At 55.8% G+C, this 16,999-nt stretch carries 12 protein-coding genes; 10 read left to right on the top strand and 2 right to left on the bottom strand.

Annotation, left to right across the window (positions count from 1 at the left end):
- Nucleotides 1–29: 29 nt before the first annotated feature.
- Nucleotides 30–1,691 (bottom strand): RagB/SusD family nutrient uptake outer membrane protein, encoded by a 1,662-nt coding sequence (locus tag CFT68_RS06970; RefSeq protein ID WP_088842666.1) that lies wholly within the window; start codon nt 1,689–1,691, stop codon nt 30–32.
- 12 nt (nt 1,692–1,703) lie between these two features.
- A complete protein-coding gene (locus CFT68_RS06965; RefSeq protein WP_088842665.1) occupies nt 1,704–4,733 on the bottom strand; it encodes a SusC/RagA family TonB-linked outer membrane protein in 3,030 nt (1,009 codons plus the stop codon).
- A 974-nt stretch (nt 4,734–5,707) separates the two neighbouring features.
- Between CFT68_RS06965 and CFT68_RS06960 the strand changes: the two genes are divergently transcribed.
- The 10 genes from CFT68_RS06960 to CFT68_RS06915 all read left to right on the top strand — a co-directional run bounded on the left by CFT68_RS06960 (nt 5,708) and on the right by CFT68_RS06915 (nt 16,974).
- Nucleotides 5,708–7,135, top strand: a complete 1,428-nt coding sequence (locus tag CFT68_RS06960) for an alpha/beta hydrolase-fold protein (RefSeq protein WP_141106474.1) — start codon at nt 5,708–5,710, stop codon at nt 7,133–7,135.
- 319 nt (nt 7,136–7,454) lie between these two features.
- Nucleotides 7,455–8,900: an anthranilate synthase component I family protein gene (locus tag CFT68_RS06955; protein WP_088842663.1), complete on the top strand. Its 1,446-nt coding sequence runs from the start codon at nt 7,455–7,457 to the stop codon at nt 8,898–8,900.
- Between the two features lie 79 nt (nt 8,901–8,979).
- Nucleotides 8,980–9,549, top strand: coding sequence for an anthranilate synthase component II (locus CFT68_RS06950; RefSeq protein ID WP_088842662.1), 570 nt, complete (start codon nt 8,980–8,982; stop codon nt 9,547–9,549).
- 99 nt (nt 9,550–9,648) lie between these two features.
- Nucleotides 9,649–10,635 carry an anthranilate phosphoribosyltransferase gene (trpD, locus tag CFT68_RS06945; protein WP_088842661.1) on the top strand — a complete coding sequence of 329 codons (987 nt, stop codon included), beginning with the start codon at nt 9,649–9,651 and terminating at the stop codon, nt 10,633–10,635.
- 125 nt (nt 10,636–10,760) lie between these two features.
- Nucleotides 10,761–11,582 carry an indole-3-glycerol phosphate synthase TrpC gene (gene trpC / locus CFT68_RS06940; protein ID WP_088842660.1) on the top strand — a complete coding sequence of 274 codons (822 nt, stop codon included), beginning with the start codon at nt 10,761–10,763 and terminating at the stop codon, nt 11,580–11,582.
- A 74-nt stretch (nt 11,583–11,656) separates the two neighbouring features.
- Nucleotides 11,657–12,274, top strand: coding sequence for a phosphoribosylanthranilate isomerase (locus CFT68_RS06935; protein ID WP_245815299.1), 618 nt, complete (start codon nt 11,657–11,659; stop codon nt 12,272–12,274).
- 78 nt (nt 12,275–12,352) lie between these two features.
- Nucleotides 12,353–13,549, top strand: coding sequence for a tryptophan synthase subunit beta (gene trpB, locus CFT68_RS06930; RefSeq protein WP_088842658.1), 1,197 nt, complete (start codon nt 12,353–12,355; stop codon nt 13,547–13,549).
- A gap of 77 nt (nt 13,550–13,626) precedes the next feature.
- Nucleotides 13,627–14,409, top strand: a complete 783-nt coding sequence (gene trpA / locus CFT68_RS06925) for a tryptophan synthase subunit alpha (protein WP_088842657.1) — start codon at nt 13,627–13,629, stop codon at nt 14,407–14,409.
- 54 nt (nt 14,410–14,463) lie between these two features.
- Entirely contained in the window at nt 14,464–15,477 is a 1,014-nt protein-coding gene (gene aroF, locus CFT68_RS06920) for a 3-deoxy-7-phosphoheptulonate synthase (protein ID WP_088842656.1), read from the top strand.
- Nucleotides 15,478–15,600: 123 nt separating this feature from the next.
- A complete protein-coding gene (locus CFT68_RS06915) occupies nt 15,601–16,974 on the top strand; it encodes a helix-turn-helix domain-containing protein (RefSeq protein WP_088842655.1) in 1,374 nt (457 codons plus the stop codon).
- Nucleotides 16,975–16,999 lie beyond the last annotated feature (25 nt).

Below are 16,999 nucleotides of genomic sequence, written 5' to 3'. Positions count from 1 at the left end.
AAGTGGTTCCCGGATTGGTCGAGTTCTTCTTAGTAACCAGTATTCTGCTTTAAGTTCTGGTTTACACTCAAGTCAGAAGCGGGCAACGGGTAAAGCGCACGGAATGCCTCAACTCCACGACCATCCTTAACGCCACCCTTCCAAGGCCACAGATAAGTGCCCTCTACGAAGCGGCCGAAACGGATAAGGTCCGTACGACGGAAGGCTTCCCAAAACAGCTCACGACCACGCTCATCAAGCAAAGCGTTAGTTGAAAGAGCGGCTAAGTCAACCGTTGTGTTAGGCGTAGTAGTAGGGACACTGTAAGCCCGGCGACGAATCTGGTTTACATACGACAGCGCCAGGTTAGCATCACCAGCACCGCCACGAGATACCGCTTCGGCGTAGTTCAGCATTACTTCTGCCAGACGAATCATAGGGTAATCTACGCTTGATTGACTCTGCGAACCACCTTGGGCAGCACCTGTCGAGGTCACGTTACGGAATTTGATTACACCGTAGCCTTCATTGAAATTACCGATATCGGCAATTTCGAGGGTCTGGCCATCCGTCCAGAAGCGGCCACGAGTGTCGCGCACCGTGTCAGCTCCGAACAGGTTAACCAAGTTCTTGGTAGCCCGCATGCCGCCCCAGCCGCCCTGAGGCATGCCGTTTTTGGCTTTCCAGTTGCCATTGCTTGAGCTAGTGGAACCGTTGACCAGGAACGTAGTACCACCGAAGCTACGGGTATTGTTCGCATCGAACGTAACCGGCCAGATGATTTCGTTACGAGCTGGCGCGGTTTGGTTGTCGGCCAGAAACAAACGACCGTAGGCCGAGGTAACCTTACCAGCTGCTGTAGTAGACAGCGCATAGCCAGGCACGTCAATCACGCGCTTTGCATACGTGGCAGCGTCGTTGTTGCGTTGGGTGCCGGTATACACCTGAGCATTCAGGTACAAACGGGAAAGCATACCCCAGGCAGCAGCCTTATCAACACGGCCGTACTCATTAGTCTTGGGCTCCGCGAAATCAGCATCATTGCTCAACGCAAGCAGCTCGCTTTCTACATAGCTGAACAGCTCCTGACGGTTGCGATAAGGAGGCGTGTAAGCACCAGTAGGGTCAGTTTCTACCACAAAAGGGCCGCCACCGTACAGGTCCAGAACGTGCATATAGGCTACAGCACGCAGGAACCGAGCTTCAGCGCGGAAACGCTTGGCGCTAGCAACGTCACTGCCACTCAAACGCGCGCTCAGCTTATCGTCGCTCGATTCGCGGATAAACTCGTTGGCAATAGCAATTTCGTAGTAAATGCGGTAGTAAAGACCACGAATGAGCGGGTTGGAAGCCGTCCAGTTCATATTGTGCCAGTCACGCACTCCAACGTCGCCCCAAGCTAGGATGGCTTCGTCAGTAGAGAGCTCCTGTGCGCACCACAGCTGACGGATGTAATCCGAAGTACCTTCATCGATACCTCCTACGTCGCCGCCGCCGGAAGCACCATTGTCATCTGAGCCTAGGCCAGTTACGGCGAAACCACCGTACACTTTAGCGAGTACCGAACGGTAACCGTTCAGGTCTACATACACTTTATCCGGCGTCGTCTCATACTTAGGTTTCAAGTCGAGGTCGCCGCAGGAAGTTAGGCTGGTACCTAGAGCAAAGCCCGTTGTGGCTACTACCAGGCCGCGGATTAGAAATTTATTCATTAGTCGGGTGGGTTAGAAGCTGGCGTTCAGGCCGAAGGTGAAGGTGCGGGAGCGAGGATAGAAGTTGTTGTCTACCCCGTTGAAGATTTCCGGATCCAAGCCTTTGTACTTGGTGATCAGGAACACGTTCTGAACAGCTGCAGTTAGACGAAGATTCGACCCTTCGCGGAAAATCTTACCTACGTTGTAGCCCAGCGTGATATTCTCGCCGCGGATAAATGAGCCATTCTCTACGTAATAATCAGAGAGTACCTGCTGCGTGCGGAAACCGGTATCTCGGATGCCTACAGGCAGGTTGCCTACAAAGTTGGTAGAGGTATTAGCGTTAGCGAAGTTGGCCAGATTGCCATTTCCCGCATTGTACACGTAATTGCCAGCGTTAGCGCGCAGCACGGCGTTCAGCGAGAACTTCTTATAGGCAAAGTTGGTCGACAAGCCGAACGTAGCCAATGGAGCACGCTGCTTGTAGCGGTACAGGTCCTGCTCGTTCACAGTGCCGTCGCCGTTGCGATCAACATATAGCCCTTCCACCGGACGGCCATCCTGCCCGTATACCTGCTGGTATACATAATAGGCATTGTTGGGGAAGCCAACCGAGTTGATCTGGACGGTGGTGCCTGTGCCGCCAGGAATGCCTTCCACTAGATAACCAGGGAAGTTCTCCTGCTGTGGGCCTAGGTCCGTAATCTTGGTTTTGTTGTAGGCCACGTTGAAGTTAAGATCCCAGCTGAAATCTTCGGTGCGTACCGGCGAGGCATTTATAGCAACTTCTACGCCTCGGTTACGCAGCGAACCAATGTTACGGTTCAGCTGGTTGCTCAGGCCACCAGCCGGAACAAATACGTTGGCAAGTAGGTCATTGGATTCACGCTCATACACATCAACAGCACCAGACAAGCGGTTGTCGAACAGTCCCCAGTCTAAACCTAAGTTGTAGGTAGTAGTGGTTTCCCACTTCAGAGCGCCATTGGAGGCGGAGGGACGCAACCCGGTAACGAATATTGGATTGCCATTAGCATCTACGCCAAACTGGTATTGTACTGTAGAGCGACCTGTTACATAGCGCGGCAGAGCATCGAAGGGCCCACCAATCTCCTGTTGACCCGTGATACCGTAGCCAGCGCGTAGCTTTAATTCCGTGATTGCCGTATTGTTGGCAAGGAATTCCTCACCCTTAATGCGCCAGCCCAGGCCCAGAGCTGGGAAGTAACCATGGCGCTGATCTTCCAGGAAGCGCGAGGTATTGTCGTTCCGCAGGGTAGCCGTTAATAAGTAACGGTCCTTAACCGTGAAGTTGGCACGGCCGAAGTAAGATTTATAGCGGAAGGGGTCATAATACCCTGTTACCGTCTGAGTCGCGTTTTCGTTGGCTAGAGTGGTACGGTCGAAGCGGTAAGGCAGGTATAAGGGTCCTTGCGTTACGAAGTCCTGATAGGAATAACCTGCCTGCACATCGAACTTGGAATTCTCACCCAACTGCTTAGCGTAGGCCAGGTAGAACTCCAGCAGTTTCATATCCTTGTCCTGCTTGTACTGCGAGTAGCGGCCGTTCTGGTTTATGTTGGTCGCTTTGCTGTTGTAGTTACCGAAATCGGTCACCGAGTTGATGGTCGAGCCAGTACCCCGCGAAAGGTCAGTTGCCAGGTTCAGGTTAGCACGCAACTCGGGCAGGAAGTGGAATTTGTAGTCCAGCTGCACATTGCCGATGAAGCGCTTTACATCGCTTGTGTTGTTCGTGTTCCGCAAGGCAGCTACCGGGTTGCCGGGTGCTAGCGTCAAAGGGACACCAGCTGCAGTCAGATACTGATAGTAACCACCGAAAGGCGCAAACTGCGCTTCAGAGGAACGAACTGGCTGCGTAGGGTCGTAGAACAATGCACCGCCAATGGCTCCATTGTCGATAAAGCGGTTCTCCAGTTGTGTGCCCTTTGCATTAACATCAATGCGCAAATGGCCATCGAGGATAACCGGAGAGAGGCTTACAGAGCCGGTATTACGCTTCAGGTTGTTCGTGATAACAATACCATCCTGGTACAGATTGCCGTAAGAAACACGGAAAGGCACTTTGCCTAAGTTACCGGTCAGGCTGATATTGTTGTCAAAAGAGGTAGCAGTGCGGAAAATTTCGTCCTGCCAGTTAGTATTAGATGAACCTAGCGTTGCTTTCTGAGAAGCCAAGCCATTAGCCTCAATCAGCGTGCGAAATTCATCAGCACCCAGTACGTCGTACGTTTTGAAAGGACGCGAAACAGACGTCTGGGAGGAGAAGTTAACCGTTAACTTCTCACCCTGTACCCCACGCTTCGTCGTAATAAGTACAACGCCGTTCGAAGCCCGGTTGCCATAAATAGCCAGAGCCGAAGCATCCTTCAATACAGTTACCGACTCAATGTCGTTGGGGTTAATCATGGTCAGCGGGTTGCTGGCGCCGCTGATTCCACCCTTGTCTACTGGTACACCATCAATTACAAACAGTGGATCATTGCTCGCAGTCAGCGAGGAACCACCACGAATACGGATTGTGCTGGCCGCGCCGGGAGCACCACCGCCCGTAGTGATGTTTACGCCGGCAATTTTGCCCTGCACCAATTGCTCGGGGTTAGTCACCTGGCCTGGCACAAAGTCTTTGGCTTGCACTGTGGCAATAGAACCCGTTACGTCTTGGCGGCGCTGTACACCATAGCCTACTACTACTGCTTCATTCAGCAGCGTAGTGTTTTCCGCTAACGTTTGCGGAGCCACTGCCGTGTTCTGGCCTGCGGTTACTGTAATCGGCTGGCGGCGTGTGGTATAACCCACAAAAGAGACAACCAGCGTGTGAGGGCCGGAAGGAACGCCTTGGATGGAGAAGGTACCATCAGAGTTCGTTGAGCCGCCCATGGTAGTACCTTCCACCAGGACGGTTACACCGGGAATGCCTTCGCCTTTCTCGTCCAGGATCCGGCCGCTTACAGTGCCGACCCCCTGTGCGTAGGCGCTGCTGACGCTTACGCCAGCGCACAATAGCGGAAACACTAGTTTCGCTAGATAAGGGTGTTTCATTTAAATGATGTTAGGGGTTAAATGGATTTTTCCGGACTTACCGGAGTGGGAATTTTCAATGACTTTGGGCGCTGGAGCAGAGGCTAGAGTGCATCCAACGGTGCAATTCACGATTCACTTTAAGGAGAATGCGAAGTCATCAATTTGTGAGAAACACCGCAAGTTAAAGCGGTAGACAGCACAAAAACAATGAGAAAATACTCACTCTGGGAATAGCAATAATTGGATTTAGCGGCTAGCTATTCTGTAGGTGACTAAAGACTCACTTACTGCTATTGCCAATATGGGCACTAAGACACCGTCAAAAGCTGACCATAACCCTCTTTAATCTACCCTGTTATTTTAAATAGCCCTACTGAGGGTGCAAATGCAGGAATAGTAATGGAAGTCAGCCACAAAAAATGGCTAATGCTATATTAACAAAATATGGTGCTGTGTTGAACCCTCGTGAGAGCGGGTATAAACTGAGCTAAATGAAGGGTGTAGGGGGTAAAATGGAGGGGGTGCCAGATAGATTACGTACGTAAACTATGAATACGAGCTATAGAGGCAAATATTGCTTTCGGAAAAAATAGCTAAAATGGTGGTTAAGGGTATCGATTGAGAAATGCTATTATGTCAATCAAGGATAACTAATCGGAATGTGTACTATAAAAATCAGTAGGCCAATTTTTGCATATAACCTAGTCAAACATAAAGAGCGCTATTGCTCTATTGCTTTCCGATAAAGCATCAAACATACGGGCGGCCAGTGGAACTGTTTTTTACGTTTTTTGGCGTCAAAAAAAAGGGGGCGGTTGTTGATGACTTAGATTTTTTCTCGGAAAAATACAGGTTGGATTTAAGCAGTAGTTTCCAAATTTCCGGTCCCTTACTGAATTAGAGAAGATGCCCCACGCTGTAGCAGATGGGGTGGCGGGTGCCTGCTGCTTAGGCAGTACATTTGAGCTAGAAACCTCTGCTCTTTTCTACCAGTGAAGTCAATCCTCCTTTTACTGCTTACCGTGCTGCTAGCGGCCAGAAGCAATGCCCAGACTACAATCCGCCTTACGCAGGTACCGGCTCAAACCCCCAAAGCGGCTACCTTGTACCTGGCAGGCTCCTGCAATAACTGGAACCCCGGCAGCGAGGCATATGCTTTCACCAAGACATCGTCTGGGACTTACCAGCTGACGTTACCGGCTACGCTTATCGGCACCCTGGATTTTAAAATTACACGTGGCACCTGGCCTACAGCAGAGGCCGATGCACAACACCAGGACATTGCAAATCGGCAATACGTCATCGATAAAAAAGCTGCTACCCTGGAGCTGCAAGTGGCAAGTTGGAAGGATTCTGGTGGTGCGAGTGGCCAAGTAGCCTGTACAAGCACTGCATTGAAACCCCAGGTGCAGGTATTGGATTCTGCTTTTGAAATGCCTCAGCTTCAGCGCAAGCGGCGGATCTGGCTGTACCTACCGCTGGATTATGCGGCCTCTTCTAACAAGCGTTACCCGGTGCTGTACCTGCACGACGGACAAAACGTGTTTGATGCCTGCACTGGCTTTTCGGGGGAGTGGGGCGTTGATGAAGCCCTGAGCCAACTGCAGCAGAAAGCTCTAGATACGGGCAGCATAGTAGTAGCCGTAGATAACGGTGGCGACCAGCGGCTGAACGAACTCTCGCCGTGGCGCAATGCGGAGTATGGCGGCGGGCAAGGCGACCAGTACGTAGATTTCATGGTGGAGACGCTCAAGCCGTATATCGATGCGCATTACCGGACTCTTACGGGCCGGGAGTTTACGGGCATTGCGGGCAGCAGCATGGGCGGGCTGATTTCTACATATGCGGCTCTCAAATACCCGCAGGTCTACAGTAAAGTAGGTGTGTTTTCGCCAGCGTTCTGGTTCGCGAAGCAGCCTCTTTTTGAGTATGTGCGTCAGCATCCGGCTAACCCCGGTACGCGATTTTACTTCGTGAGTGGCACCACCGAAAGCGAAACCATGGCGCCGCTGATGCAGGCCATGCGCGACTCCCTTCAGCGCAACGGCGTGCCCGCTGCCAACCTCGCCTACAGCACGCCTCCCGATGGCAAACACGCGGAATGGTTCTGGAAACGAGAGTTTCCGGCGGCCTACTCGTGGCTCTATCAGTTGGGGGCGGCCAGCAACTCGGATAAAGGCCCTAGGCCACTGCCTTATAGTGCTGCTTTAAATCAGGCGCAAAACCAGCTGGCCCTTCAGTTGCCGGAAGGTACACGGAAGGCGAGGTTAGAAATCTTCGATCAGGCGGGGCGTGTGGTGTTGAAAAAGAAAGCAAGAACGCGCACTGGTGTTGCCGTAGGCCACCTGCCGAAAGGGAATTATCTGCTGCGCGTGTCGGCGGGTAAGCAGACCGGCAGCCAGACATTGGTAAAACGGTAGAGTGGCCTAGGGTATCAAATCCTAAATCAACAGGCAGCTTGGTTGCGATTTTTCAAATAGAAAACGAAAAAAACCTTGCGCCGTAAAAAGCCCGCTGTACATTTGCAGCATTCAACGCCCAAAAAATCGGCAATGACTTCTCACATGACTCTGCAAGCTTGGTGGTGGCCCCTCGGAAATTCCGGACGGGACAGCCTGTGCGTGCATTAGAGCCTACGTGAAACTCTCTTCGCATTCGACTACAGAAAGCCCGGCCGCAACGCCGGGCTTTTTTTATTGCCCGGCGCGGAAAACACCACAACCAGTACTTCGCCCCGATATGAAATCCTTCCGCCTCACTACCCGCCATCTCCGTGTTTTGGCAGATACCGTGACTCCTGTAGGCCTCTACCTGCGCCTCCGCGACCGGTACCCGAACTGCCTGCTGCTGGAAAGCTCCGACTACCACGGTCAGCAAAACGCCTTCAGCTACCTCGTCTGTGACCCGTTGGCGCGCTTCGAGGTGCAGCGCGGCGTAGTGAAGCAAAGCTTCCCCGATGATTCCGTAACTTCGGAAACCCTCGCGGAGCCCCGGCAGGCGCTGGATAGATTGCGCGAGTTTGCGGGCCGATTCGAGACAGAGGATCAGGGGTTTGACTTTATCACGGGCGGGTTGTTTGGCTACTTGGGCTATGAGGCCGTACAGTATTTCGAGGACCTGACGCTGAGCGAGGAAAAGGAAGCCGCTGGTCAGATTCCGGATATTATCTATGGTACGTACCGCTACGTTATTGCGCTCAACCACTTCCGCAACGAGCTGTATGTGTTTGAGCACACGCTGGAAGGCGAAGCGGTAGATCAGGATGGCCTGGAACGGTTGGTGAACCTGATTCGCAATCCCTCACTTCCAGAATTCGGCTTTCAAACCACCGGGGAGGAGCAGACCAACCAGACCGACGAGGAGTTCCTGAAGGTGCTGGCGCAGGGGCAGCAACACTGCCGCCGCGGTGATGTATTTCAGATTGTGCTTTCGCGGCGGTTTCAGCAGGGTTTTGTGGGCGACGAGTTCAATGTGTACCGCGCGCTCCGCTCCATCAATCCTTCGCCCTACCTGTTTTACTTCGACTACGGCAACTTTAAAATCTTCGGCTCCTCGCCCGAAACGCAGCTGCTGATTAAAGGGCGCAAAGCCAGCCTGTTCCCGATTGCCGGCACCTTCCGCCGCACCGGCCACGATGCTGAAGACGCCGCCCTGGCTCAGAAGCTTGCCGACGACCCCAAGGAAAACGCCGAGCACACCATGCTGGTAGACCTGGCTCGCAACGACTTAGCCCGCCACGGCGACGAGGTGAAGGTGAAAACCTTCCGCGAAATTCAGTTCTACTCGCATGTGATTCATTTGGTGAGCGAGGTGAATGCTACACTGGCCCCCGAAGCCAACTCCCTGCAGGTAGTGGCCGATACCTTCCCGGCGGGTACGCTCTCGGGCGCACCCAAGCACCGCGCCATACAACTTATTGATGGTCTGGAACCTACTGGTCGCGGGTACTACGGCGGTGCCATCGGCTACCTCGGCTTCAACGGCGAATTCAACCACGCCATCATGATTCGCTCCTTCCTGAGCACCGGCGGGCAGCTTTACTACCAGGCGGGTGCCGGCGTAGTGGCCGCTTCCGACATCAACTCGGAACTCAACGAAGTGCACCACAAACTGGCGGCTTTGCGCAAGGCCCTGAAGGAGGCCGAGCAAATAGGGGAGAAGATAGCCCCCGCCAAGCTCCGCTAACGAACGTTGCGAATTCTTAATCAGTTAATTACATCGCCCTAATTGGCGCCGTGCTACCGGCCCCACGCTGCCTATTGCCATGAAGATTCTTGTCATTGATAATTACGACTCCTTTACCTACAACCTTGTGCAGGTGCTGCGCGAGTTGGGCCACGGAGCCGATACCACCGTCATCCGCAACGACAAGCTCACGCTGGATGATGTAGAGGCCTACGACGCGGTACTCCTGTCGCCGGGCCCTGGCCTGCCTGCTGAAGCAGGTCTGATGCCGGAGGTTATCCGGCGCTACGCGCCCACTAAACGGATGCTGGGCGTGTGTCTAGGCCACCAGGGCATTGCGGAGAGCTTCGGCGGTGAGCTGTATAACCTGCCCGATGTGCTGCACGGCATTGCCACCGACGCCGCGCTGACCACCGACGATGAAAAGCTGTTCCAGGGCTTGCCCCGGCAGTTTCGGGTGGGACGCTACCACTCCTGGAGCGTGCAGCCGGAGAGCATGCCCGCCGAGCTGGAAGTAACTGCCCTAGACGAAAACGGCCAGGTGCTGGCCTTCCGCCACCGCCAGTATGATGTGCGCGGCGTTCAGTTCCACCCCGAGTCTATCCTGACCGAGCACGGACATCAGATGCTGAAAAACTGGCTGGCGTAACCGCCCAACAGGCGCTAGGCCTGTTTATCGTGCCCGGTTTGTATCAGCTTCTTCGCTTCTCTCATTAACTCTCTGCTATCCACCGCAGGGGCTCCCATCGTGAAACAACTCCTAAATCAACTATTTGATCAGCAAACCCTAAGCTACGCCGAAGCCCAGCATGCCATGTACAGCATCGGGCAGGGTGAGGCCAACCCCTCGGAAATGGCTGCCTTTATGACGGTGTACCGCATGCGGCCCATCACGGTGCCGGAGCTGTCGGGCTTCCGGGATGCGCTGCTGGACCTCTCCCGCAACCCCGAGCTAGGCACTAATGAAGTGGTGGACATTGTAGGGACCGGCGGCGACGGTAAAGACACGCTGAACATCAGCACGTTGGCTTGCTTTGTGGTGGCCGGGGCAGGTTATAAGGTGGCTAAACATGGCAACATCGGGGTGTCATCGGTGTGCGGCTCCTCGGATGTGCTGGCTAAGCTGGGCGTTAATTTTGCGGTGCCCAATGATGAGCTAAAACGGCAGCTGGAGCGCGCCAACATCTGCTTTCTGCACGCGCCATCCTTTCATCCGGCCATGCGCCACGCGGGGCCGGTGCGGCGGGAGCTGGGCGTGCGTACGTTCTTCAATATCCTGGGGCCCCTCGTGAATCCCGTGCGGCCACGCTACCAGCTCTCCGGCACGTTTAGCCTGGAGCTGCTGCGCCTGTATCATTATCTGCTGCAGCAAACCAGCACGCAATACGCCGTAGTGCACGCGCTGGATGGCTACGATGAGCTTTCCCTGACTGGCGCTGCTAAGCTGGCCTCCGCAGCCGGCGAGCAAATAGTAACGGCTGCCGACCTGGGCCTGACCGCCACTACACCCGCGGAGCTGGCCGGTGGCCAGACTGTGGAAGACTCCGCCAAGCTGTTTCTGAATGTACTGGAAGGCCGGGCTACCGCTCCGCAGCGCGCCGTCGTGACGGCCAATGCGGCACTGGCTATTCAGTGCGTGAAGCCGGAACTCAGCTTTGCGGAGGCCCTGGCCGAAGCGCAGGAGTCTCTGGACTCTGGCCGGGCCCGTGAGGCATTGCGCAACCTACTGGCCTAGGCCAGTCAGGTGCTTCCCTAAACTGTAAAAAAGCATTGTAGGCCAGTTGACGGTTGCTAATCGGTACTGCGCTACGTCATTCTTCATTCAAGCCTTAGCCTTGTGCGGGCTGCACCCAAGAACTCATGCATACGCCCACCATTCTCGATAAAATCATTGCCCACAAGCGCCAGGAAGTAGCTGCCCGCCGCGACCTGGTGCCCGCGAAAAAGCTGGAGCAAAGCATCTACATGGATTCGCAGCCACTGAGCCTGCGCCGGTATCTGCTGCGCGAAGACCTGAGCGGAATCATTGCCGAGTTCAAGCGGAAGTCGCCGAGCAAAGGCTTTATTAATCCCCATGCTCCGGTTGAGCGCACCACGCTGGGCTACATGCAGGCGGGCGCCTCGGCACTTTCGGTGCTGACGGACACGGAGTTTTTTGGCGGCAAGAACGATGATTTGACCACGGCTCGCCGGTACAATTTCTGCCCCATTCTGCGCAAGGATTTCACCGTAGATGAGTACCAGATTCTGGAAGCCAAAAGCATTGGGGCCGATGCCATCCTGTTGATTGCGGCCGTACTCACGGGTGAGGAAGTGCTCCGGCTGGGTCGTTTTGCCAAAAGCCTGGGATTGGAAGTGCTGCTCGAAATTCATAATGCCGAAGAGCTCGACAAGACGCTGCACCCCGATGCCGTGACGCTGGTGGGCGTGAACAACCGCAACCTCCACGATTTCTCCGTGAGCCTCGATACTTCCGGCGAGCTAGCCCAGCGCATCCCCGACGAGTTTGTGAAAGTGACGGAAAGTGGCCTACAGACCGCCGCCGACATTGAGGCGCTGCGGGCCGTGGGCTACCGGGGCTTCCTGATGGGCGAAACCTTTATGCGCCACAGCCGCCCCGAAAAAGCCTGCGCCGCGCTGGTCCAGCAGTTGCGCGCCACCGAAGCCATTACGTTGTTATAGGCCTACGATTGATGCAAGCCACCGCCTCCACATCCTTATTGCCTGTTGCCACTCCTTATATAAAGGTGTGCGGTATGCGCGAGCCCACGAGCCTGGCGGCCGTGGCAGCGCTACAGCCTGATTTCCTGGGGTTCATCTTTTACCCAAAATCCAGCCGCTACGTAGGTCAGGGGCTAAGCGGCAGCATGCTGGCCGCGTTGCCCGTCGGTATTCAGAAAGTAGGGGTGTTTGTAGATGAAGCCACCGAGGTCATCCGGGCGCGGGTGCGGGAGTTTGGGCTGGATCTGGTGCAGCTGCACGGCCACGAAACGCCCGCCCAATGCCAACAGCTACGCGAAGGTGGCCTGGAGGTGGTAAAAGCCTTCTCGGTAGGGGCCGACTTTGACTTCAACCAGCTCACGCCTTACCTAGGCCACGTCGACTACTTCCTGTTCGACACCAAAGGAGCGCAGCCGGGCGGCAACGGCACCACTTTCGATTGGCGCTTGTTGGAGCGCTACCCGTTTCAGGTGCCGTATTTTCTGGCGGGTGGCCTGGAACTGGCTCACGCCGAAACGTTGCGAAACCTACGTTTACCCGGCCTGTTTGCACTGGACCTGAACAGTAAGTTTGAAACGGCCCCCGGCGCGAAGGATGCCGCGCTGCTCCAGCAGATGTTCACTGAACTCCGACTCACCCACCAAGCTTCCTAGGCCAGTCTGTACCAGCATAAGAATCAGTTACGAAGGCCCGGGCATCAGCCTTGAAGCCATCAGAACGAAACCGACACCATGAACACTACCTATCAAAAACCCACGGAGCGCGGCTATTACGGCCAGTTTGGCGGTGCCTTTATTCCCGAAATGCTCTACCCAAACGTAGAGGAGCTGCGCCAGAACTACCTGGACATTATGGCCGAGCCGGCTTTTCAGGAGGAGTACCAGATGCTGCTGCGCGACTACGTGGGGCGCCCTACGCCGCTATTTGAAGCTAAACGGCTGTCGGAGAAATACAACACGCGCATCTTCCTGAAGCGCGAAGACCTCTGTCACACTGGCGCCCACAAAATCAATAACACCGTAGGCCAGATTCTGCTGGCCAAGCGCCTGGGCAAAACCCGCATCATTGCCGAAACCGGCGCGGGCCAGCACGGAGTAGCTACGGCCACGGTCTGCGCCCTCATGGGCATGGAGTGCATCGTGTACATGGGCGAAATTGACATGGAGCGCCAGAAGCCGAACGTGTACCGCATGCGCCTGCTGGGAGCCGAAGTACGCGCCGCCATGAGTGGCAGCCGCACCCTCAAGGATGCCACCAACGAGGCCATCCGCGACTGGATCAGCAACCCCGTAGATACACACTACATCATTGGCTCAGTAGTAGGCCCGCATCCGTACCCCGATTTGGTAGCGCGTCTGCAGGCCATTATCAGCGAGGAAATGCGCAAGCAGCTGCTGGAGAAAACTGGTTCTGAGTTGCCCAACTATGTGGTGGCCTGCGTGGGTGGCGGCTCCAACGCAGCCGGGGCGTTCTACCACTTCCTCGAAGAGCCTTCGGTGCAACTGGTGGCCGTAGAGGCGGCCGGGCACGGTGTGCATTCGGGACACTCGGCGGCAACGTCGGTGTTGGGCAAGCCGGGCATCATTCACGGCTCGCGCACCCTGCTGATGCAGGATGAGGACGGCCAGATTACGGAGCCCTACTCACTGTCGGCTGGCCTCGATTATCCGGGTATTGGGCCGTTACACGCCTTCCTGGCCGATTCAGGGCGGGCGCGGTTTATCAGCATCGAAGACGAGCCTGCGCTGAAAGCGGTGGCCGAGTGCAGCCGCTTGGAAGGCATCATTCCGGCGCTTGAAACGGCGCACGCGCTGGCGGCCCTAGGCCAGTTGGGCGCCGGCCCCGATGATGTGGTCGTGATAAATCTCTCCGGCCGCGGCGACAAAGACCTGGAAACCTATATCAAATACGCCGACGAGATAATGTAATTAGCTCACCGTGGCCGTGGAGGGCGTTCTTCTGCGTCCTCTGCGGAAACCACTGCGCCCTCAGCGGGAACCAACTTATGAACAACCGAATCAAAGACACCTTTGACCGCAAGCAAAAAGGTCTGCTCAATATCTACTTCACCGCCGGCTACCCTACGCTCCAGGCCACAGTGCCGCTTATTCAGGCCATTTCGGCTGCTGGCGCCGACCTGATCGAAATCGGGATGCCGTTCTCTGACCCCCTGGCCGATGGTCCCGTGATTCAGCAGAGCAGCACCGTGGCCTTGCAGAATGGCATGAACATGCGTGTGCTGTTCACTCAGCTCAAAGATGTGCGGCAGTCGGTACCCGAAACGCCGATTCTGCTGATGGGCTACCTGAACCCGGTAATGCAGTTCGGGGTGGAGAATTTCTGCCGCGAAGCTGCTGCCGTAGGGGTAGATGGCATCATTCTGCCCGACTTGCCTCTCGACGACTACGTAGCGGAATACCAGGAGATTTTCAAGCGCCATAACCTGCGCCCCGTGTTCCTTATCACGCCCCAGACGGCGCCGGAGCGCATCCGCCGCATTGATGAGCTGACGGATTCCTTCCTGTATCTGGTATCGGGCCCGGGCACTACGGGTGGACAGAACACGCAGGCCGAAGGTGTGCAGGACGCTTATTTCGAGCGGATTGAGGCCATGGACCTGCGCAATCCGCGCCTCATCGGGTTCGGTATTGGTGATAAAGCATCCTTCCAGAATGCCTGCAAGCATGCCGAAGGCGCCATCATCGGCTCGGCCCTGATTCGGGCCCTGGACGGTGCCGAAGATGCTCCGGCCGCCGCCACTCGGTTTGTTCAGTCAGTACTGGCCTAGCAACGCATTGCCGCTTCAGCTAGCCCAGTCTGCTTCTAGATTTCTCCTCTCCTCATGATTATTCAACTCGAACCTTCCATTTCAGAAGCCGCGAAAGCGGATATTCTGGCGCGCATCCAAGACCTGAAGTATAAAGCCACGGAGGTGAAAACCCAGCGGGCGCACTACCTCGTGGCCATCGGCAAAGCCGACATTGACCTGCGCGCCATAGGCCAGTTGCCCGGCATTCTCGACATTCACCGCGTATCCGACGACTACAAGCTAGTGTCACGGAAATGGCGCGTGCGGCCTACCGTGCTGGACCTCGGCGACGGGGTGCGAATAGGGGAGGGCAACCTCACGCTGGCTGCCGGCCCCTGCAGCATCGAGAGCGAGCAGCAGATGGAGATGATGATGCAGCACCTCGTGGACAATGACGTGCGCATCATGCGTGGCGGCGTGTTTAAGCCCCGGTCTTCGCCGTACTCATTCCGTGGCCTGGGCATGGAAGGCCTGAAGATGTTTCATCAGATGGCCCAAAAGCACGGCATCAAAATCATTACGGAAGTGATGCAGGTGTCGCAGGTAGAGGAAATGCACGACTACGTGGACGTGTTTCAGGTAGGTGCCCGCAACACCCAGAATTTTAATCTGCTGGACGCGCTGGGCGGCGTAGATAAGCCCGTGATGATCAAGCGCGGCATTTCCGGTACGCTGGAAGAGCTGCTGTCATCAGCAGAGTACGTGTTTTCGGGGGGCAATGAGAAGCTGATTCTCTGCGAGCGGGGCATCCGGACCTTTGAAACTGCTTCGCGCAATACGCTGGACCTGAACGCGGTGCCCATTCTGAAGGAGAAAACGCACCTGCCCGTCATCGTTGATCCTTCGCACGGCATCGGCATACGGGAATACGTGCCCACCATGGCGCTGGCCGGCGTGATGGCCGGAGCCGACGGCATCATCTACGAGGCCCATGAGAAGCCCGAGGAAGCTGCCTCCGACGGCGCCCAAACCCTGAATTTCCAGGAGTCGGAGCGCCTGATCCGGAACCTGCGCAAGGTGTATGCCCTGCGCCAAGAGCTGGAATAGGGTCCCGTTAGGCCACTTGATAGAAGCCCGTTTCTGTTCCTGCAAGGGAAGAGAAACGGGCTTTGATGCTAGTATATAGATAAGACTTAATTTAAGGGCCGATGTGCACCTCCCTCTAGGCCTATGTTCTTCACCTTTAGTCTGTATAGCTCGCTGCTGTTGCCATTCTTCGTGCAGGGAATGGTGGTTAGCGGCGTGTTGTGGCGGCGTAGTTATCGGGAAGAATTGCCTGCTGATGGCTGGCTGGCGCTGCTACTGCTGCTGTTTGTAGGGCGGCTGGCGCAATGGATGCTGGGTTTTGGTGGCTGGTACGATTCGCACGATGCGCGCACCACGTTCATGTTCTACTGGCCCTTTGAGAATTGGCTGGCGGTAGGCCCGACACTGTATTTCTATTTCCGGAGCCTTACCAACCAGGAGTTTCGGATGCAGCGGCCGCACTGGTGGCATTTTGTGCCGGCCTTGGCCTACCTGGGCTGGCGGCTGGTGGTATATGCCTATGATATAGGCTGGTGGCATGGCCTACAGGGGCAGCCGCTGCCAGCGCATTTCGGCACCAAAGGCCCACTGGCTGCGTGGGCTGAGCAGCAGCCCATCAAGTTTTGGGTCAATACAATTGGGTACCTGCTGGTACTGGCCTACACCGTGCGGACCCTGCGCGAGTACCGCACATACGCTCAGTATCTCAACGACAACTTTTCTGATACTGATCAAATCCGGTTTCGGTGGCTGCGTAACGTGCTGATTGCGGTAGGGGTAGGTACCGGGGTTACGTTGGCGTTTGGCTTCATCAACACCTTCGTGCACCCCCTGGATTATTATCAGGCCTGGTACGATTACCTGTTTACGGGCCTTCTGATCTACTACCTGAGCATTGCGGGGTTGCTTACGGGGCACCGCCTGGCGGGCCTGCGCTTTCAACCCGCTCCGGAGCCGCTGGCCTCGTTACCAACCTTATCTTCTGCTGAAGTGCCGGGTGTTGCGCCGAGTAGTGCAGCAAAACAAGTGGCCTATGCTGAACTACTGGAAGCTGAACAAGATGAAACCAGTGAGGAGGCGCCGCCAAGTGGCCTACAACAGGAACCCGGCAATATGACTCCGTCGCCAGTAGATGCAGCGCCGGTTGTAACAGCAGAACCCGCTGAGGCTGATGCGGAACTCACCCGCTGGACAACCCGCTTGCTGCGACACATGGAAACCGAGCGGCCCTACCTAGCGCCCGAGCTTACATTGGGCGAGCTGGCGAGTCAGTTGCGTACCAACACCTCGTGGCTCTCGAAAGTCATCAACACGGGGTGCCGACAAAACTTCAACGACTTTATCAACGAGTACCGAGTACGCGAAGCAGAGCAGTGCCTGCGCAACCCACGCTTTCAGCACTACACCTTGTTGGCCGTGGCGCTGGAGGCCGGCTTCAACTCAAAATCTACCTTCAATAGGGTGTTCAAAAAGCTGCGTGGCAGCACGCCAAGCGAGGTAGCAAGGCGCAACCTATAAATTGGGACGTCCCAGGCTATGATTC

Origin of the sequence: Hymenobacter gelipurpurascens, from assembly GCF_900187375.1 — a bacterium.
Taxonomy (GTDB): Bacteria; Bacteroidota; Bacteroidia; order Cytophagales; family Hymenobacteraceae; genus Hymenobacter; species Hymenobacter gelipurpurascens.
Note: the sequence above shows the minus strand (reverse complement) of the source record. Positions and strands in the feature narration are given on the sequence as shown.